General features: G+C 63.7%; 14 protein-coding genes, 1 tRNA gene and 1 pseudogene. 10 read left to right on the top strand and 6 right to left on the bottom strand.

All coding sequences use genetic code 11. The features are described from left to right. Positions 1 to 22: 22 nt before the first annotated feature. From AUC68_RS13495 to AUC68_RS18450, 4 genes are read left to right on the top strand one after another with little or no spacing between them, the layout of a single operon-like run. Complete coding sequence (locus AUC68_RS13495) at positions 23 to 1,864, top strand: quinoprotein dehydrogenase-associated putative ABC transporter substrate-binding protein (protein WP_158008320.1); 1,842 nt, start codon at positions 23 to 25, stop codon at positions 1,862 to 1,864. After that, a complete protein-coding gene (locus AUC68_RS13490; RefSeq protein WP_069438118.1) occupies positions 1,861 to 3,168 on the top strand; it encodes an ABC transporter substrate-binding protein in 1,308 nt (435 codons plus the stop codon). The genes AUC68_RS13495 and AUC68_RS13490 overlap by 4 nt, the downstream gene beginning before the upstream one ends. Positions 3,169 to 3,173: 5 nt before the next feature. After that, the gene (locus AUC68_RS13485; RefSeq protein ID WP_342027494.1) at positions 3,174 to 4,064 is read left to right on the top strand and encodes a PQQ-dependent catabolism-associated beta-propeller protein; all 891 of its coding nucleotides are present in this window, start codon (positions 3,174 to 3,176) and stop codon (positions 4,062 to 4,064) included. Next, positions 4,061 to 4,147, top strand: coding sequence for a hypothetical protein (locus AUC68_RS18450; RefSeq protein WP_342027498.1), 87 nt, complete (start codon positions 4,061 to 4,063; stop codon positions 4,145 to 4,147). Before AUC68_RS13485 ends, AUC68_RS18450 begins: the two co-directional genes overlap by 4 nt. Before the next feature lie 36 nt (positions 4,148 to 4,183). On the opposite strand, the gene AUC68_RS13480 is transcribed toward AUC68_RS18450, so the two are convergent. Continuing rightward, positions 4,184 to 5,179: a bile acid:sodium symporter family protein gene (locus tag AUC68_RS13480; protein ID WP_069438117.1), complete on the bottom strand. Its 996-nt coding sequence runs from the start codon at positions 5,177 to 5,179 to the stop codon at positions 4,184 to 4,186. A gap of 261 nt (positions 5,180 to 5,440) precedes the next feature. Between AUC68_RS13480 and AUC68_RS13475 the strand changes: the two genes are divergently transcribed. Together AUC68_RS13475 and AUC68_RS18810 are read left to right on the top strand one after the other, a co-directional pair. Beyond that, the gene (locus AUC68_RS13475) at positions 5,441 to 7,390 is read left to right on the top strand and encodes a hypothetical protein (protein WP_069438116.1); all 1,950 of its coding nucleotides are present in this window, start codon (positions 5,441 to 5,443) and stop codon (positions 7,388 to 7,390) included. A gap of 139 nt (positions 7,391 to 7,529) precedes the next feature. Continuing rightward, a pseudogene (locus AUC68_RS18810) lies at positions 7,530 to 7,973 on the top strand (HAD family hydrolase); the annotation flags it as partial. Between the two features lie 294 nt (positions 7,974 to 8,267). Here the strand turns inward: AUC68_RS18810 and AUC68_RS13470 are convergent. Both AUC68_RS13470 and AUC68_RS13465 read right to left on the bottom strand, forming a co-directional pair. Next, positions 8,268 to 9,371: a ligand-gated ion channel gene (locus AUC68_RS13470; protein WP_069438115.1), complete on the bottom strand. Its 1,104-nt coding sequence runs from the start codon at positions 9,369 to 9,371 to the stop codon at positions 8,268 to 8,270. 317 nt (positions 9,372 to 9,688) lie between these two features. Beyond that, positions 9,689 to 9,775, bottom strand: a tRNA-Leu gene (locus AUC68_RS13465). A 138-nt stretch (positions 9,776 to 9,913) separates the two neighbouring features. On the opposite strand from AUC68_RS13465, the gene lipB reads away from it, so the two are divergent. Continuing rightward, entirely contained in the window at positions 9,914 to 10,588 is a 675-nt protein-coding gene (lipB, locus tag AUC68_RS13460) for a lipoyl(octanoyl) transferase LipB (protein ID WP_069438114.1), read from the top strand. A gap of 27 nt (positions 10,589 to 10,615) precedes the next feature. Here lipB and AUC68_RS13455 read toward each other — a convergent pair whose 3' ends face one another. Both AUC68_RS13455 and AUC68_RS13450 read right to left on the bottom strand, forming a co-directional pair. Continuing rightward, on the bottom strand, positions 10,616 to 10,906 hold the full coding sequence (locus AUC68_RS13455; protein WP_069438113.1) for an acylphosphatase: 291 nt from the start codon (positions 10,904 to 10,906) through the stop codon (positions 10,616 to 10,618). A gap of 10 nt (positions 10,907 to 10,916) precedes the next feature. Then, positions 10,917 to 12,938 (bottom strand): acetyl-CoA carboxylase biotin carboxylase subunit, encoded by a 2,022-nt coding sequence (locus tag AUC68_RS13450; RefSeq protein ID WP_069438112.1) that lies wholly within the window; start codon positions 12,936 to 12,938, stop codon positions 10,917 to 10,919. Between the two features lie 228 nt (positions 12,939 to 13,166). On the opposite strand from AUC68_RS13450, the gene AUC68_RS13445 reads away from it, so the two are divergent. From AUC68_RS13445 to AUC68_RS13435, 3 genes are read left to right on the top strand one after another with little or no spacing between them, the layout of a single operon-like run. Next, on the top strand, positions 13,167 to 13,673 hold the full coding sequence (locus AUC68_RS13445) for a GbsR/MarR family transcriptional regulator (RefSeq protein ID WP_069438111.1): 507 nt from the start codon (positions 13,167 to 13,169) through the stop codon (positions 13,671 to 13,673). Between the two features lie 43 nt (positions 13,674 to 13,716). Continuing rightward, complete coding sequence (locus AUC68_RS13440) at positions 13,717 to 14,862, top strand: efflux RND transporter periplasmic adaptor subunit (protein WP_069438110.1); 1,146 nt, start codon at positions 13,717 to 13,719, stop codon at positions 14,860 to 14,862. Further along, positions 14,859 to 18,035, top strand: a complete 3,177-nt coding sequence (locus tag AUC68_RS13435) for an efflux RND transporter permease subunit (protein ID WP_069438109.1) — start codon at positions 14,859 to 14,861, stop codon at positions 18,033 to 18,035. Before AUC68_RS13440 ends, AUC68_RS13435 begins: the two co-directional genes overlap by 4 nt. A gap of 97 nt (positions 18,036 to 18,132) precedes the next feature. On the opposite strand, the gene AUC68_RS13430 is transcribed toward AUC68_RS13435, so the two are convergent. Then, positions 18,133 to 18,840, bottom strand: coding sequence for a DnaJ domain-containing protein (locus AUC68_RS13430; protein ID WP_069438108.1), 708 nt, complete (start codon positions 18,838 to 18,840; stop codon positions 18,133 to 18,135). Positions 18,841 to 18,869 lie beyond the last annotated feature (29 nt).

Here is an 18,869-nt window from a genome sequence, read left to right as displayed (position 1 = left end):
CTTCACGGCGTTTCTCTGTTTTATGAACGGCGCAATCGAACTTGCGCAGGCCGAAGAGACGGCCGAGTTCCTGAGCCAAGGCTTTGCCGACAAGACGTGGGACGAGCTGACCTCGGCCGAACATACCAAGGCCAAGGAAATCGCGCGCAAGATGAAGATCGACACGCTGCGCGTCTGCGCCGACCCCGGCAACATGCCGCTGTCGAACGAGAAGCGCGAAGGCTTCGAAAACAAGATTATCGACATTGTTGCCGAGAAACTCGACGCCGGGATCGTCTATTTCTGGCGCCCTCAGATCGATCGCGGCCTCACCCGCCAGACCTTCGACAATTATGAATGCGACGTCCTGTTGGGAATGCCCGCCCACTACGAAAGTGTGCTGACGACCACGCCGATCTATCGCACGCCCTATGTCTTCGTCACCCGCGCGGATGACGGGATCGTCATCAAGGACTTCGACGACCCCCGCCTGCAGGAACTCCGCCTCGGCCTGTTTCAACACTCCGGCCTGCGGCTCGTCCTGTCGAAACACGGCGTCATGCAAGACATCAACATCCACGTTCTGAGCCACGACGCCGATCTCGTGCCCGAGAAACAGCCCTGGCGCCAGGTGCAGCAGGTCGTCGATGGAGAACTCGATGTCGCGGGCGTGTTCGGCCCCTTCGCCGGGTTCCTGAAGACCATGCGCGGCGAGAACATCGCCATTCAGCCTGTCAATCTCATGGACGACGAGATTCCGCTCGAGTTCGATCTGGCGCTTGGCGTGCAGCCGACGAACATCGTCCTCAAATACATGCTGGACAACGCCCTTGAAGAGAGCCGGGACGAGATCGCCGACGTGCTCGCGGAGTACGGCGTTCCCCTCGTGCAATGCAGCAAGTGCGTGGTGCAAGGCGATCTTCCCTCCCACGGCACGTTCTTCACCGACCGTCAGAAAAAGATCCGCGCGCTCTACCTGACGGCCCTGACCAAGACGAGAGAGGCCCTGAAGAAGGACCAGGCATCGGCCGATCAGGTGGTGACGGAGAAGCGTCTCGATCAATGGCTCAATGACGGTGCCAACATCGACGAAGAGCTCAGCAACGCGGTGACGGGAACCGACCGCGAGCGCACCGCCTTCCTGCTCGGGCGTGGCGCCGACATCAACAAGCTGAACCTCATGGGACTGGCGCCGTTGCACACCGCCGCGCGCGCACGCGACTCCGAAATGATCGCGTTTCTGATCGCGCATGGTGCCGATCCCAATCGTCTCGACCGCGATGGCTGGACGGCCCTGCTCCATGCTGCGTTCCGGAACCACGTTCCATCGATCGAGGCGCTGGTCCAGGCCGGCGCCGACATGGAAATCGCAAGTCCCAATGGTGCGACACCGCTCGCCATCGCGATCATGGAGCGGAAGTACTTCGCGGCCGACGCGTTGATGGATGCCGGCGCCAAGCTTGACGAAGCGGTCGGGTCGGAGGGCTTGACCCCGCTCATGGTTGTCGCGAGCCAGCCTCTCAAGAAGGGCCGCGCGGCCCGCTTCAATCAAGGCATGAGTTCCCTCGATGTCGCGCGGCGCTTGATCGAAGGCGGCGCCGACGTCAACGCGCGGAGCAAGAACGGCGTGACCCCGCTGATGATTGCCGCGTCCCACGACAACCCGCCTTTGATCGGCATTTTGCTGCAGTCCGGCGCCGACCCGAATGTCAAAACGCCGACCGGCCAGACGGCTCTGGATATCGCCAAGGCCAACCAGAACAAGGCCGCCGCGATGCAACTCGAGCTGTCAACCAAGCGCCGTACGCCGAAGACGAACAAGTCCGGGCGCGGTCCGGACGATGCCCCCGGGAAGGCGTCCGCTGCCCTGATGGAGGTGAAATGACATACGGAACGACACTCTTGCGTCTGGCCGTCGCGGCCCTTCCCCTTGCGCTGTGCGCGCCGGCGCACGCCGTAGAGGACCCGGGAAGGACCCTTTCCGAACCGGCCGAGAAATCCCGCCCGGCCCGGAAGCGCCCCGCGCCGAAGCCGAAGACGGTCGTCGACATCGTCTATCTCGGCAAGCAGTACAAGGAGCCCATCCCGCTCTCTCTCATGGAGCCCGTGCTGAACGACAAGGGGATCCAGGGCGCGCGGCTCGCCGTTCTCGACAACAATGCCACGGGACGGTTTCTCGGCGTCGAGACGGCCCTTAAGGAGCACATCGTTCAGGAAGATGACGACGTCGTCGCCGAAGCCAAGGCGCTGCTCGCCGATGGACCCAAGCTGATCGTCGCCGACCTGGAGCCGGACGACCTGCTCGCCGTCGCCGACCTTCCGGAGGCGCACGACTCCCTCATCCTAAGCATGCGTTCGGCCGACGACCGGCTCCGTCAGGAGGACTGCCGCTACAACGTCGTTCACATCGTGCCCAATTGGGCCATGCGCGCCGACGCGCTCGCGCAATATCTCATCTGGAAGAAGTGGCCACGCTGGATGATCGTCAAAGGCGTCACGCCCGAGGACGACGATTACGCTGAGGCGGTCAAACGCGCGGCCAAACGGTTTGGCGGCGAGGTCGTCGAGGAACGCACATACAAATTCGAGGCGGGATCACGGCGCGTCGAGACCGGTCACCAGCAAATCCAGACCCAGATCCCGATGGCCACGGACAACGCCGCCGATCACGATGTCATCTTCGTGATCGATACGGGCGAAGCCTTTGGACTCTACTTCATGTATCGCACTGCCGATCCCGATCCGGTCGTCGGCACGCATGGCCTCACCTCCTCCATCTGGCATCGTGCCTTCGAGCAATGGGGCGGCATGTCCCTGCAAAGCGGGTTCCAGAAACTGGCCAAGCGCGACATGACCGAGCAGGACTATGGCGGTTGGCTGGCCGTGCGCGCATTCGGGGAAGCGGCCACGCGCTCGCCCAAGCACGATGTGAAAGCCCTGCGCGACTACATCCTTTCGGACAAGTTCCGCGTGGCCGGCTTCAAAGGGCAAAAGATGACCGTGCGGCCCTGGGACCACCAGCTGCGTCAGCCGATCCTGATCATGGCGCCGCGCGCGCTCGTCTCCCTCTCGCCGCAGGAGGGATTCCTGCATCAGCACTTCCCCGCCGACACGCTCGGCTTCGACGAACCGGAAACGGCTTGCCGTTTCCCCGAACACAAGACCCCAAAAACAACTGTCCAGAGGTAGTGGAGATGAAACGCCGAAATGCCGCCATGCTGGTCGTGGCGCCGATCGCGATGCTCGCGGTCACGCCGGCCTATGCCGACAAGATCTTTGTTTCGAATGAGCGGGACAACACGGTCACCGTGGTCGATTCCGACAGCTTGGAAACCATCAAGACGATCGCGACGGGGCGCCGCCCCCGCGGCATCGTCACTTCGCCCGACAAGTCCGAAGTGTATGTGTGCGTCGGTGACGACAATGCCGTCGAGGTCATCGATGCAGGTTCGCTCGAGATCGTCCGCAACCTGGACTCCGGCCCCGACCCGGAACTGATGGACGTCTCGAAGGACGGAAAGACGATCTACATCGCCAACGAAGACGATTCGATGGTGACGATCATGAAGCCCGACACCGGCGATCTCATCGTCGAGGTTCCCGTTGGCGTCGAACCGGAAGGCATGCGTGTCAGCCCGGACGGTACGATGACCGTCGCCACGTCGGAGAGTTCCAGCATGGCGCATTTCATCGACACAGAAAGCAACGATCTGGTCGCCAACGTCCTTGTCGATACGCGCCCCCGCCACGCGGAATGGCAGCCGGATGGAAAGAACGTTTGGGTCTCCTCCGAAGTGGGCGGCACCGTGTCGGTCATCGACGGCGGGACGTACGAGATCGCGAAGGTGATCGGGTTCGAGATTCCGGGTGTGTCGCCGGAACAGATCCAGCCCGTGGGCATTCGCTTTTCCAAGGATGGCACGAAGGCCTATGTGGCGCTCGGTCCGGCAACCGGGTTGCGGTGGTCAACACCGACACGTTCGAGGTGGAAGACTACGTTCTCGTCGGGCAGCGTCCCTGGCACGTGGAGATCGCACCGGACGGCTCCAAGCTCTATGTCGCGAACGGTCTCACCAACGATATGACGGTCATCGATCTGGCGACCCTCAAGCCTGAGAAATCGGTCCCCGTCGGGCGCCTGCCTTGGGGCATCGCCATCACGCCCTAGCCCAAACGTGGCGCGCGCGGGCCGCGGCTCTCCGAGCTAGGCTGCGGCCTCGCCCTGCTGCGCGCGCGCCTTATGCCTGCGGAGCGACGTCACCGAGCCGGCCACCAGGGCGAAGCCGCTGAAGAACAACACGACGAAGATGCAACCGTCATGCGCGGCCGCGATCAGGTCGCCCGTTTGGCTGTCCGCGGACACCAGCACGCGGCTCGGGAACATCGACGTCACGACCAGGAGCGCGAGCAGCCCGTTTTTCACGACGACTTCGATGACGATCGCAAGCGTATCGCGCTCGATCATGCCGCAGGCAAAGGCGCAAAGGCGCGTCACAAGGAGCGCGCCGACGCCGAACACGATGATGATGGCCGGCCCCAGCCAGCCATAAGGGGCGAATTGCAGCCGCCCTGCCCCGAGCGACCCGACGATGATCACCCCAAGCAGGAAGAGGCTCGCGCGCACCATGTATTTCGTGAACAGGATCTGCTGCTTTGAGTGCGTCCACCGCCGGACGATCATGCCGACAAGCAGCGGCACGATCAGGAACAGGCCGATGTCCAACATGATCTGCGACGTATCGATTTCGAAATCGCCGGGCACCTGAACCGTCACGAGCGCGGCCAGCACGATCGGCGTCGCGAAGAGGCAGATGAACGTCGTGATCGCCGTCAAGGACACGGACAGGGCGACATTACCGTTGCCGATGAAGGTGAGCAGGTTCGAGAGCGAACCGCCAGGCATCGCCGCGATCAGGGCGATCCCCGTCGCGATGCCGACGGCGCCCGCGAACGACAAGCCGCCAAAGTCCTCGGGCACCAGTCCGACGACGAACATCGTCAGCCCCGCCCAGATCGGGACCAGCACCAGTTGCACGACGAGGCCGACCGCCAGTCCCCGCCAGGCGACGAGCGTGTTCGCAAAGTCGCGAACCGTCAGCGTCGCCCCCATGCCAAGCATGGAAAAGGTGACCATCGTCGCCGACAGGACACGCTCGTAGTCGGAGAAATTGGCAAAGAACGAGAAGACGGGGTCGAGCATTCGGACTGCAGCCTAGGCCAGCGCCCGCGGCACCGGCAAGAATGGCGTGATGGACCTTAAGGGCAAGGATGCGTTTGGCGCGATTCGCGATCGGGTTGCAATGGGACTTGAGACCGCTCCCGAGACGGCCCTGTCGCTTGTTTTCCCCAAACTACCCACCGCGGGGGTCCGTGCGCGCGGAAAGCGTGTATTTGAGGTTTTGTCACCACCGTTTTCGCGGTAGCTTTGGCCATCGGCCGAGGGAGTCGGGACGGAGGGTCCATGCTGCCTGTACGCCAGCCCAGTGTATGTGCTGCGATCACGCCATTCCTGGTCGCCTGTGCCCTGGTCGCTCTCCTGCAAACGCAGGCGAGGGCCGAGGACGCGGCTTCTGTCTGCGAAGAATTCGGATTGGCGCTGCTGTCGACGCCGGTCGCGCCCTGGAAAGGGGCGCCGCTGCGCGTCGTTGTCGCCACCGAGAAGCCGCAAGACGGCGCACTGACGCTGATCGCGCCTTCAGGCAAAGTCGTGGCCCAGACCTCCGGCCGGCAGGGCGGGCCCCCCTATTTCTGGCACGCCGAAGTCGCCGCCCCCGAGGCCGGCACGTGGCAAGCCAAGCTCACGCGGGACGGCGCGACCCCGGACTGCCGCGACGTCACGCGCGAGATCGAAGTCGCGGCTAAGCGGCCGCGGGGCCCGGGTGGCAGCAAGGCCGTCTGGCCCTTGCGCGACTCGTGGGATCGCGCCAACGAAAATCTCTATTCGGCCTGGCTCCAGATCCTGTTCGACGCGCCGCTCGACGAAGACCTGTCGTGGAAGGCCTTGGGCGAGGTTCTGCACGACGATTCGCGAAACGTCTTGTTCAACCATCTCGGCCTGCGCGAGGACCAGACGCGCGCGACCATCCGGCCGGATTGCGCGGACCTCCCCTATTTCTTGCGGGCTTATTTTGCCTTCAAGATGGGATTGCCGTTCGGCTATGCAAAGTGCACGCGCGGCGACGGCGGCAGACCGCCACGATGCCCGAAATGGTGGAACATCGTGCAGGAAGAGCCGTTGCCCGTCGGCACAGCCGGGGGCGGGAGTGCCCGATCGAACAGTCTGTTCGGGAGCGCGTCCAGGCCCGCGCCGGTCCGCTACCGCGTGCCGGCAAGGCCGAAAGGCCTGGTCCCGGGCTTTCAGCACTATCTGAGCCGGACGGTCGCGGACGGCGTGCATTCGGGTAACGGCCGGACGGCCAACGATGACGACGACACCGATTTCTATCCGGTGCCGCTGACGCGCGAAGCACTGCGTCCCGGAACGATCTACGCGGATCCCTATGGGCACATTCTCATGCTGGTGAAGCGCGTCCCGCAGACCGACGAAGGCGCCGGTGTGTTCCTTGCGGTTGACGGACAGCCGGACGGCACCGTCGCCCGCAAACGCTTCTGGCGCGGCAACTTCCTGTTTGCGCAGAATCCCGCGCTCGGCGGCCCGGGTTTCAAGCGCATTCGGCCCATCGAGCGGAACGCCAACGGCACGTTGCGGCGTCTGACCAATGCGCAGATTGCCGAGCACCCCGACTACGGCGACTTTTCGCTGCAGCAATCGACGATCGACGTCGAAGCGTTCTACGACCGCATGGACGACGTGATGTCGCCAGCGCCGCTCGATCCCGTGAAGGCCATGACGGAGGCCGTCACCGCCCTCGAAGAGCAAGTGAACGCGCGCGTGACGTCCGTCGAGAACGGCCGCAAATTCCTGGTCGGCAATCGCGTGACCGTGGCGATGCCGAGCGGCCCGTCGATCTTCGAAACGAGTGGCGCATGGGAGAACTTCGCGACGCCGTCTCGCGACCTCCGCCTCTTGATCGCCATGGATGTGGTGCGCAAGTTCCCCGAGCGTGTCGAGCGGCGCCCCGAGCGCTATGCGATGCCGGCGGGCAAGTCGCCGGGGGAAGTCCGCAAGGAACTGGAGGAGACGCTCCTGTCGGAGCTCAGCACACGCAAGTTCTCCTATACGCGAAGCGACGGCTCCTCTTGGACCCTGTCGCTCGACGACCTGCTCGTGCGCATCAACGATCTCGAGATGGCGTACAACATCAACGATTGCGCGGAGATGCGGTGGGGCGCGCTGGAGGGCAGCGAGGAAGCGGCGACATGCAAGCGCGCGCCCGTGGCCCAGCGCCGGAAGATGGCCTCCGACTACCGCCCGTGGTTCAGCGAACGCCGCCGCCCGCCGCGCGGCTGAGACCTCCCTCCCCGACATCGAAATCCCCGCAGCGCCGTCCGCGCCGACGCGGCCTCACGGCTCGTTTGCCGATACGCTGCGAGCGGACGCGAGGGCAAAACGCAGGTAGTGTCGGCTGACGCCCATAGGAGGGGGACACGTGCCACGCGACACCGTGCTGTTCGACATCAATGAGACGGTCCTCGACCTCACGGCCCTCAGGCCGAAATTCGCAGGCATCTTCGGGGACCCGGCCGTGGCATCCACGTGGTTTGCCATGTTGCTGCACGGCTCCACCGTTTGCGCGCTGACCGGCGTGAGGACCGGATTCGCCGAGTTGGCCGGTCTGACGCTGGACCGGCTCGCCAGCCTTCACAGACGCATGATCGGTGAGAAGGATCGGTCGGACCTCCTTGGGGCCTTCGCGAATCTCGCACCGCATGCGGACGTTGCGCCGGCCCTGGCCCGGTTGCGGTCGCGCGGCTATCGGACGGTGGCCTTCTCCAACTCGTCACTGGACCTCATCAGCAGGCAGATCGCGAACTCCGGGCTGACCGGAAGCTTCGATGCGGTGATCTCCGTCGAGGAGCCGGCAGCTTCAAACCCGACCCCAAGGTTTACGCGTTTGCCGCCGCCCGTCTCGACCGGCCCATCGGTGCGTTACGTCTCGTGGCCGCGCACGATTGGGATACGCACGGCGCCATGGTCGCCGGCATGCAGGCGGCCTATCTCGACCGCACCGGCGCCCCTTACAACCCGCTCTACCGCCGTCCGGAGATCCAGGAACGACCATGGAGCGCGTGGCCGAGCGGATCATCGGGACCGACGCGAGACACGCTTAAGGTCCGCTTCCGGCCGAACAGCGCCTATCCCCTGGCGCGCCTTCCGCGCGCCGGGCCTAGTAGAGCAGGAAGGCCACTCCAAACAAGATCAGGATGAGCCCGAAATAGGAAAGCGGAAAAATCCACCGGCACAGGAGATCGACACGATGCGATACGTCGTGCTTTCCACGCTTATCAAGCCTGCCCACCACGAGGTTTATGATGACCGTTCCAACCATCAGTAGGAAGCTGACATTCAAGAAGGCGTTGATCCACGTGGGGTAGGCAATCCGGGGCAAGATGTCGTTCATCACCACTTGGTAGGCGACGGCGGTCAGGATCCCGATGAACGAGACGCTGATCCGATCGCCCAGCGAGGCTCGATCCATCCAGAAAACTGAAAAGGAGAGGAGTACAATCACGATGAGAGGGAGGATGACGAGGCGGCTGACGTAGAACGGCTTTCGCTCCACGTCCACGCTGGCTATGAGCGCGGACTCGATATCCCGGCCGCCGGAATGGGATGCAGCGTGGGGCCGGACGGACATACTGACACCGGCGATGATCCATTGAGGCACCCACAATTTGCCCGCCGAAACGGGAGCCTGCGGGTCCACCTCCAGCACAACCTGGTTGTCGTCGAATCCCAAGACCTCGAAAACAGCCTCCAACCGTTGTTTGTCGAACGGGTAACGCCTCAAGTTGAATTTCGTTTTGGCAACGGCCAGCAGCTTCGTCTTGAGGATCTGGGTCCCGTCCGGCTGCACGCGGAGCACGACCCCTTGCTGTTCGAACGAGTCGGAACTGTTGACAAGAACAACTTGGGGAAACCAGCTCGGAGCGAGTTCGTTGAACTGATAGTCGCCTTGGTAAACCTTTTCGCTTACCCCTGCGGCGGCGGGGTCGAAGGCCTGTCTTTTGTCTTGCCACGCTAGCGTTAGAACACCTGTGAATTCGAAGGACTCGTTCTCTTCGCTGATTTCATCGATGTCATGGAACTCGAAGCTGGCCCGAACCAGGACCGGACCGTCTTCCGTCGGAGGCCCCAAAACTGAGGCGGGATTTGATGCCGCTTGAGAGACGTCGGTCACGGGCTCGGCCGCGGGCTGTGCCATAGCGGTCGATAGGCCACAAATGGAAATCGCCGCCAGGAGTGCGGCGAGGCAGGCATGCTTCGTCATTCTTCGCTACTTCAAGATTCAATGCCGGGAGCGATCGCATCGATTGAACCTGCCGAGCGGCGTTGCACGTGGATGGCCCTTTTGCCCTGACGAGAGACTCTTTAGGCCCGATCAACAGGACCAGATAGCACAATGGCACGCGAAGAAAAGGATTGGTCGCAAGGAGGCCTTTGCCCGACATACTGACGTTATCCGGCAAAGTGCGCTGAGGATCTTGGACCGACCCTATGGCCATGCCAGCGCACTTCGGCCCTCTCTTGGAAGCGCGCAACTCCACCCGCGAAGGCCGGTTTGTGATCTCTGATTGGGATGAGTGTTGGTGCGGTCGAGAAGACTCGAACTTCCACGGGAGTTACCCCACAGCGACCTCAACGCTGCGCGTCTACCAATTCCGCCACGACCGCAAGATGTTCCGAAAGCCGCCCAGCCATGCCAATCGGCTAGTCCAGGCGAACCGTTTCGTTTCGGTGCGCTGAATTAGCAAACCTGCCCCTTTGGTGCAAGGTTTGCCGGGCAGCGGTTTGCCTTAAGATGGCGGGACGATGAGACCCTCGCTCGAGCCCCAATTTGCGCCTTCTGCCGAAGCCCCCGCGCCTTTGGAGTGGATCGTGGCACCCGCGCCCGTCCCTTACGAGGCAGGTCTGGCCTTCATGCAGGCCCGCGCGGACGCCATCGCCGCGGGGCGCGCGGGCGAATGCGTATGGCTGCTCGAACACCCGCCTCTCTATACGGCGGGCACGAGCGCGGACCGGGCAGAGCTCGTGGATCCGGACCGCTTCCCGATCCACGTAGCCGGGCGCGGCGGCCGTTACACCTATCACGGGCCCGGCCAGCGCGTGGCCTATGTCATGCTCGACCTCAATCGGCGCGGGCGCGACGTGCGGGCCTTCGTGGCGGCGCTGGAAGATTGGCTGATCGCCACCCTGGCGGCGCTCGGCGTCGCGGGAGAACGCCGGGACGGTGCGGTCGGGATATTCGTGGACGAGGCCAAGATCGCATCGATCGGCATCCGCGTCCGCCGCTGGGTCACGTTCCATGGCGTCAGCCTGAACGTTAACCCCGACCTCGACCATTTCTCGGGCATCGTGCCGTGCGGCCTCCACGGCACACCGGTGACGAGCCTGGAGGCGCTCGGCGCCGAGGCCGAGATGACCTGCGTCGATGCGGCCCTGCGGGCAAGCTTCGCGCAGGTGTTCGGACTGGGCGGGACAGCGTGAGCCCGCCGGACCGACGTGCGGGCAAGACTAATGCGTCGGCAAGACCTGGAACCCGGAGGGCGGCGCCCCGCCTTCATCCGTCACAACGACATTGGTGACCCGGGCGTCGGGCGGCCCTTCGGCACAGCGGCGGAGCATCTCGTCCACCTGCAGCGCGGGCCCTGAAAACACCGCCTCGACGCTCCCGTCCCGGCGATTGCGGACCCAGCCATCGAGATCGAGGCGGCGCGCGATCTGCTCCGTCCAGGCGCGGTAATAGACGCCCTGCACGCGGCCTTCGATGCGAACGGTGACGGTCTTGGTGCCAGGCGGCGTCACGCCCGCGCTCTTACTCGAACTCGAGGATGACGGCGTCCACGTTCAGGCTGTCGCCCGGTTCGGCGTGAATCTTGGCGACCGTGCCGTCCACCTCGGACTTCAACACGTTCTCCATCTTCATCGCCTCGACGACACAGAGCGTTTCGCCGGCCGACACCTCCTGCCCTTCCTCCACCGCGAGCGACACGACGAGCCCCGGCATCGGGCAAAGCAGGAACTTGGACATGTCCGGCTTTTCCTTCACCGGCATGAGGGCGAGATAGTTCGCCTCCCGCTCGGTGAAGACGCGGACCGGCACTTCCACGCCCTGATAGGTCAGATGCACGCCGTTGAGTATGGAGCGGACCTGGACGGCAACCGGTTCGCCGTCGGCGGTCCCCTCGAAGACCGGCTCGCCGAACCACCAGCGCGAGTCGAGCACGATCGTCCGCGCCGGCTCGTCCGTCCCCGCCCCGCCAAGCGTGGCAGTCGTCGGGAAGTCGCGGCCCTCCACCTTGACACGGACCAGATCCCCTCCGCCGAGCTCCACCAGACGGACCTCGGAAAAACAGACCGGCTCCCCATGCATCTGCTGGGTGATCATGCGGCGGCGATTATTGGAGAGATGATCGATACTCGCGGCGACGGTCGCAAGCACATCGCGAACGCGTCCCTCCGGCACGGGCGGGTGAAACCCGTCCGGAAACTCCTCGGCGATGAACTTCGTCGAGATATCGCCCGCGCGCCAGCGCGCGTTGCGCATCAGCACCGCGAGGAAGGGAATGTTGTGCCGGAAGCCGTCAATGGCGAAGGCGTCCAGCGCGCGCCCCATCTCGTCGATCGCCTCGATCCGCGTCGGCGCATAGGTGATCAGCTTGGCGATCATCGGGTCGTAATAGACCGAGATCTCGCCGCCCTCTTCCACGCCCGTGTCGAGGCGCGTGGTCACACCGTTCTCCGTGCCGAGCTTCGGGGGCCGGAAACGGACCAGGCGCCCGGTGGACGGCAGGAAGTTGCGCACCGGGTCTTCGGCATAGATGCGCGATTCGATGGCCGATCCCGTCAGCGTCACGTCCTTCTGCTTGATGGCAAGCTTCTCGCCGCTGGCGACCTTGAGCATCTGCTCGACAAGGTCGAGCCCGGTCACGAGTTCCGTGACCGGATGTTCCACCTGAAGGCGCGTATTCATCTCCAGGAAGTAGAAGTTCTTGTCCTTGTCGACGATGAACTCGACCGTGCCGGCGGAATCGTAATCCACCGCCTTGGCCAGCGCGACGGCCTCGGCGCCCATGGCCTCGCGGGTCTTGGCATCGAGGAACGGGCTCGGCGCCTCTTCAAGCACCTTTTGATTGCGGCGCTGGATCGAGCACTCGCGCTCGCCCAGATGAATGACGTTGCCGTGCTTGTCGCCCAGCACCTGGATTTCGATATGGCGCGGCTCTTCGATGAATTTCTCGATGAAGACGCGATCGTCGCCGAAGCTCGATTTCGCTTCGGACTGCGACGAGGCAAAGCCCTCGGCCACCTCGCCGCTGCTATAGGCGATGCGCATGCCCTTGCCGCCGCCGCCGGCCGAGGCCTTGATCATGACGGGGTAGCCAATGTCGTCGGCGATCTTGACCGCTTCTTCCGGCGTCTCGATCACGCCGAGATAGCCGGGCACGGTCGAGACCTTCGCATCCGCCGCGAGCTTCTTGGATTCGATCTTGTCGCCCATGGCCTCGATGGCCTTGGGGTTCGGACCGACAAAGACGATGCCGGCCTTCTTCAGCGCTTTGGCAAAGGCGGCATTTTCGGACAGGAAGCCGTAGCCGGGGTGGATGGCGTCGGCGCCGGTCTCCTTGGCGGCCGCGATGATCTTGTCCATGACAAGATAGGACTGTGCGGCGGCCGCGGGCCCGATTCCGACGGCCTCGTCGGCCATATAGACGTGCAGCGCATCGCGATCGGCCTCCGAATAGACAGCGACGGTCTCGATCCCGAGCCGCTTCGCCGTGCGCATGATCCGGCAGGCAATTTCTCCACGATTGGCGACGAGTAGTTTTTTGATCATCGGTCCCCAGCCCAAAAATTCGTCCAGGCTTTCTAGAGGGAAGCGCGTGGCGAGTAAACTAGCCAGAGAGCCTATTCTGCGGCTCCGGGCAGCGCCTTGCAGCGCCTCACAGCGGCTCGGCCACGGCGCAATCTCACGATCCCTCCGCCTCTTCCCCCGCTTGGGCAACAGGCTTTGTTTAGTTTGTTCAGTCTTGACTGAACAAACTAAACAACCTACCTGTTCGGCATGCCTGATACAGCGGACAAAGCGATCTCGGAATTCGTCGAGCAGATGGGCCTGATCATCCAGTCGGAGGGTCTGCCGCGCATTGCCGGCCACATTGTGGGCCTCATGATCATGCATGAGGGACCGTTCAGCCTGACACAGCTGGCGGAACGTCTGAGCGTCAGTCGCGCGAGCATCAGTACCAACACGCGGCTCTTGGAGGATCTCGGTGTCATCGTGCGACACGCAAAGCCCGGTGACCGGCAGGACTATTTCAGGCTGGGCCAGCAGCCCTATGCGCGCATCTTGCGCGGGGTGGTTCGGCGGATGCGCCGCGCGCGCGACGTGATCGAGAGCACGCGGGACGCGCTACCGGAGGGGATGGCGGACGCCCAAGAGCGGCTCCAGGAACTCGATGCCTTTTACGAGGCGCTCACGGAGAGCTTCTTGAATGTCATCGATGCGTGGGATGCGGAGACACAGGGTTCGACGAAGCAGAAGCGGGACGGCGTAAGGCCGTCCCCGTAGTCGGAAGCAGCAGGTCACCAAATTAACGAGTGAGGCTTCAGCCTTGAAGAAGTCATACATCATCGCTGCAGTCCTGGCCTTGGCACTCACCGCGTGGGTGCTCGGCGGCTATGTCTTGCGAACCGCCGGAAAGGAGGTCGCGACGGCGCCCGAAGACGCGAAGACGCTTCCCGCCATGACGGTTTCCGTTCGGACGCAAGAGGCAAAGCCCGTAGCCCAGGTCATCGTCGCCCAAGGGCAAGCGGAGCCGAACAGGACTGTAACCGTGCGCGCCGAGACCATGGGACAGGTGGCCGAGATCCTGGCCGACGAAGGCAGCGCCGTGGCCGCCGGCGACGTCATCGTTCGCCTGGAAGAGAATGACCGCGAGGCGCGGATCGCGCGGGCAAAGGCGCGCGTGCGCGAGCAGCAGAGCGCTTACGATGCCGCCCAGGCCCTCGGCAAGAAGGGCTACCAGACCCAGAGACAGTCCGATCAGATCTACTCGTCGCTACAGACTGCGAAGGCCGAGCTGGAAGAAGCGCTGATCGAGTTCGAGCGCCTTGAGATCAAGGCGCCGTTCGAGGGCGACGTCCTGTCGGTCCCCGTCGAACTCGGCGCCTATGTGGACACCAACGGCGAGATCGCAACGATCGTCGACAACCACCCTCTCGTCGTCAGCGTTCAGATTACCCAGCAAAAGATCACCGATCTCCGGGTCGGTCAGAGCGCGTCCGTGAGCTTCGCGACCGGCCAGGAGCGTCAGGGCAAGATCCGGTACATCGCCGCCCGCGCGGACCAAGGGACCCGGACATTTCGGGTCGAAATCGAACTGCCCAACGCGGACGGCGCCATACCGTCCGGCATCAGTGCCGAAGCGACGATCCCCACCGGGTCGGTGTTGGCGCATTTTCTGTCGCCGGCCGACCTGTCTCTGAACGAGGCCGGCGCGCTCGGGGTCAAGACGGTCGACGACAAGGACCGGGTTGAATTCCACGAGGCGACCATCGTCATGTCGGATGTCAACGGGGCCTGGGTTACGGGCTTGCCCACGAAGGCGCGCATCATCACGTTGGGGCACGGCTACGTGCAGACCGGCGAGAAGGTGCAAGTGGCCGACGAAGATAACAGCAGCGGCATCGCCAGTTCGACCGGCGTATCGGTGGACCTGACGGCAGGCCGTTCCGACGAGCCGACGACAGCCCAATGAATGCGCTCATCGACGCGGCGTTCGAACGCACACGCACCGTTGTCCTCGCGTTCGTCATGATCGTCGTGACGGGCGCGATCGCCTACACGACCATCCCGAAAGAAGCCGATCCGGATATTCAGATTCCCATCATCTACGTGTCGCTGACCTATGAGGGGATCTCGCCTGAGGACTCCGAGCGGCTCCTCGTGCGCCCGATGGAGAAGGAGCTCAAGTCCATCGAGGGCATCAAGGAGATGCGCTCCATGGCGAGCGAAGGCTATGGCTCCATAACGCTTGAATTCTACGCCGGATTCGATTCCAACAAGGCGCTCGAGGACGTGCGGGAGAAGGTGGACATCGCGCGGGCGGAGTTGCCGCTCGAAACCGACGAACCCCGCGTCAACGAGGTCAACATCGCGCTCTTCCCCGTGATCACGGTCGGGTTGTCCGGAAACGTCCCCGAACGCACGCTCGTGCGCATCGCCCGCGATCTCCGGGACAAGATCGAAGGTCTGAGCGGCGTGCTCGATGTCGATATCGGCGGCGACCGGGAGGAGCTGCTGGAAATCGTCGTCGATCCGATGACGCTCGAGACCTACAACATCTCCTTCGCCGACATTTCCAACACCGTCGCGCGCAACAACCGGCTTGTCGCGGCGGGCGCCATGGAGTCCGTCGCCGGGCGCATGGTGCTCAAGGTTCCCGGCGTCCTCGAAGACGTCCAGGACATCTTCAGTCTGCCCGTCAAGGTCGTCGGCGACACGGTCGTGAAATTCAGCGACGTCGCCTCCATCCGGAGGACTTTCAAAGACCCGCAAGGCTTCGCACGGGTCGGCGGCAATCCGGCTTTGGCCCTGGAGGTCAAGAAGCGCGTTGGCGCCAATATCGTCGAGACCATCGAAGAGGTGCGCGCCATCGTCGCCGAGGAGCAGGCCAACTGGCCCGTGGGCGTCGAAGTCAGCTACATGCAGGACAAGTCGAAGCAGATCCGCGACATCCTCGCCGACCTTCAGAACAACGTGCTCGCCGCGATTGCCCTCGTGATGATCGTGATTGTCGCCGCGATCGGCGTGCGGCCGGCCATCCTGGTCGGACTGGCGATCCCCGGCTCGTTTCTCGCCGGCATTCTCGCCATCTCGTGGATCGGTCTCACCCTGAACATCGTCGTCCTGTTCAGCCTGATCCTTGTCGTCGGCATGCTTGTGGATGGCGCGATCGTCACGACCGAGCTGGCCGATCGCAAGATGCTGGAAGGTCACGCTCCCAAGCGCGCCTACGCGGAAGCCGCCAAACGCATGGCCTGGCCGATCACCGCGTCCACCGCCACGACGCTGGCCGTGTTCCTGCCATTGCTGTTCTGGCCCGGCATTGTCGGTGAGTTCATGAAGTTCTTGCCGATCACGGTCCTCGTGACGCTTGCCGCCTCGTTGGCGATGGCTCTTGTATTCATTCCGGTGCTTGGCGGCCTCATCGGCTCCGCCGACAAGAGCAACACGCACCTGCTGGAGGCCATCCGGGCCGCCGAAGACGGCGATCTCGGCAAGATCGGCGGGATGGCCGGCGCCTATCTTCGAACGCTGGAAGGGCTGCTCGCGCACCCCGCCAAGGTTCTGGGCGTCGCGGTGACGCTCCTGATCGGAACATATGTCGCGTTCGGCCTGTTTGGACGCGGCGTGGAGTTCTTCCCCGATGTCGATCAGGATATCGGTCAGGTTCAAGTCCGCGCCCGTGGCGACCTGTCCATCACGGAAATGGACGCCATCGTCCGCAAGGTCGAGGCGCGCCTGCTGACAATGCCTTATTTCGACGCGGTCTACGCGAGAACCATCGGCTCGGGCGCGGGACCGTCGCAGAACGAGATGGCCGAAGACGTCATCGGCGTCGTCCAGTTCGAAATGAAGAATTGGCGCAACCGCCCCCGCTCCTCGGAGGTTCTCCAAGAGGTCCGCAAGCGCACCGCCGACATCCCCGGGGTCATCCTGGAAGTTCGCAAACAGGAAGCCGGCCCCTCGGCCGGGAAGCCGCTCGAACTTCTGGTGACCTCGCGAGACCCGAAGAAGATGACCGGGGTCGTCGAACAACTCCGTACACAGATGGATCAAATCGGAGGCTTTGTCGACGTTCAAGACAGCCGTCCCCTGCCCGGCATCGAGTGGCGCCTGAAGGTCGACCGGGAGAGAGCCGCGCGGCAGGGCGCGGATATCACCCTCATCGGCCAAGTCGTGAGCATGGTCACCAACGGACTCTTCGTGGCCGAGTACCGGCCCGACGATGCCGACGAAGAGGTGGAAATTCGGCTGCGCATGCCGTTCGCCGAGCGCAACCTCGAGCAACTGGACCGCCTGCGCTTGACGACGGAAAAGGGTCAGGTCCCGATCGGCAATTTCGTGCACTTCGAGCCCGCGCAGAAGACGGGTTTCCTCAAGCGCACCGACGCCCGCCGTGTCCTCGAAATCAAGGCTGACGTTGCCGAAGGTATCCTGGTCGACGAGCAAGTACGCAAGCTCAAGGCCGCGGTCGCGGACATGGACATCGACCCCGCCGTATCCTTGCGGTTCAAAGGGCAGGACGAGGATCAGCGCGAGGCGGCCAATTTCCTCATCTCGGCCTTCTTCATCGCCATCTTCTTGATGGTTGCGATCCTGGTGACCCAGTTCAACAGCTTCTATCAGACAGCCCTGGTGCTGAGTGCGATCGTCTTCTCGACGGCCGGTGTCATGATCGGTCTGCTTGCGACCGATCAGCCCTTCGGCATTGTGATGTGCGGGATCGGCATCATCGCGCTTGCCGGCATCGTCGTGAACAACAATATCGTCCTGATCGATACGTATAACGACCTGAGATCGCAGGGTCTGCCGGCGCAAGAGGCGATCCTGAGGACCGCCGCCCAGCGTGTCCGCCCCGTTCTCCTGACCTCCATCACGACCGTCTTGGGGCTCGTTCCCATGGTCTTCGCCATCAGCATCGACATCATCGGTCAGGATGTCTCGATCGGCGCGCCCTCGACGCAATGGTGGACGCAGCTCTCCAGTTCCATTGCCGGCGGTCTGACCTTCGCGACGATTCTTACGCTCTTGCTGACGCCGTGCCTGCTGATGTTGGGCGACAACGTTTCGGAGTGGTGGCGCGGCCGCGCCGGGCGCCGGGCGAAACGCCAAGACCGCGCGGACCGGCCGCAGACCGCCGGCTGATTTGCCTGGCGGTGCGTCAAACTCGGGCCCCGGACGAACGATGTGCCGCGCCTGCGCGGAACACTTTGCGTCGGTCAAGACAGCCGTCCGCGGGCCGCTAGCCGAAAGCGGTCGGTTCGGCCTCTTTCGGCATGGCCTCGGCGCGGGACGGGCTCGAATTGAGGATGGCGGCCAACTCGTCGAGCGAGACGAGGATGTCGTTCAAGGCCTCGACGACTTCCTCCGACGGCGCCACGGCGCTCTCATCGGCAAACGAGTAGTCCTTGAGGATTTCGAGGGCTCGCTCGAGGTGGCGGATCGTCCCTTCGTTCTTCTTGATCTGGCCCTGAATGGCGAGTTCGTGCCAATCGAGCACGCGCGCCACCAGGTCGCCCTCGCCTTCGCCTTTACGCTTGCGCGCGCCGCGCAGCTTGGAAAGTCGCTCGCCAGCCCGCTGCTGGTGCGCGACGCTGGCTTTCCGCGCGGCAATGTCGTCCTGAATCGCCCTTTCGATCAAGGCGCCGACGTCCAGGGACGCCAGATCCTGCTCCGCGTGGATCACGAGCCCCAGCTTCTCGGCGATAATCTCGATGGCCCCGCCGTCCAGATTGTCGGGCTGTTGAGGTTCGATCTCGCCGGTCTCGTCGTAACGGGCGCGGCGCCCCTCGTCGGACAGCACCGAGTACGCCACAACAAGCTGGTTGAAAGCCTCGGTCGAGCCCCCGCCGTCCGGATGCGCCGTTTTCGCTTTCTTCCGATAGGCCTTGTGAATGTCCTTGCGCGGCGCGGACCGCTTGATTCCCATAATTTTGTACAGATCGATCACGCTAAATCCCCCGCAGCGCTAGGAAATTT

Origin of the sequence: Methyloceanibacter methanicus (assembly GCF_001723285.1) — a bacterium.
GTDB classification, from domain to species: domain Bacteria; phylum Pseudomonadota; class Alphaproteobacteria; order Rhizobiales; family Methyloligellaceae; genus Methyloceanibacter; species Methyloceanibacter methanicus.
Note: the sequence above shows the minus strand (reverse complement) of the source record. Positions and strands in the feature narration are given on the sequence as shown.

Coding starts and splice junctions, on each gene's coding strand:
- AUC68_RS13485 (WP_342027494.1), top strand. CDS start 3,174: ATGAAACGCCGAAATGCCGCCATGCTGGTCGTGGCGCCGATCGCGATG.
- AUC68_RS13435 (WP_069438109.1), top strand. CDS start 14,859: ATGAATGCGCTCATCGACGCGGCGTTCGAACGCACACGCACCGTTGTC.
- AUC68_RS13480 (WP_069438117.1), bottom strand. CDS start 5,179: ATGCTCGACCCCGTCTTCTCGTTCTTTGCCAATTTCTCCGACTACGAG.
- AUC68_RS18450 (WP_342027498.1), top strand. CDS start 4,061: ATGACGGTCATCGATCTGGCGACCCTCAAGCCTGAGAAATCGGTCCCC.
- AUC68_RS13475 (WP_069438116.1), top strand. CDS start 5,441: ATGCTGCCTGTACGCCAGCCCAGTGTATGTGCTGCGATCACGCCATTC.
- AUC68_RS13490 (WP_069438118.1), top strand. CDS start 1,861: ATGACATACGGAACGACACTCTTGCGTCTGGCCGTCGCGGCCCTTCCC.
- lipB (WP_069438114.1), top strand. CDS start 9,914: ATGAGACCCTCGCTCGAGCCCCAATTTGCGCCTTCTGCCGAAGCCCCC.
- AUC68_RS13470 (WP_069438115.1), bottom strand. CDS start 9,371: ATGACGAAGCATGCCTGCCTCGCCGCACTCCTGGCGGCGATTTCCATT.
- AUC68_RS13445 (WP_069438111.1), top strand. CDS start 13,167: ATGCCTGATACAGCGGACAAAGCGATCTCGGAATTCGTCGAGCAGATG.
- AUC68_RS13450 (WP_069438112.1), bottom strand. CDS start 12,938: ATGATCAAAAAACTACTCGTCGCCAATCGTGGAGAAATTGCCTGCCGG.
- AUC68_RS13495 (WP_158008320.1), top strand. CDS start 23: ATGAACGGCGCAATCGAACTTGCGCAGGCCGAAGAGACGGCCGAGTTC.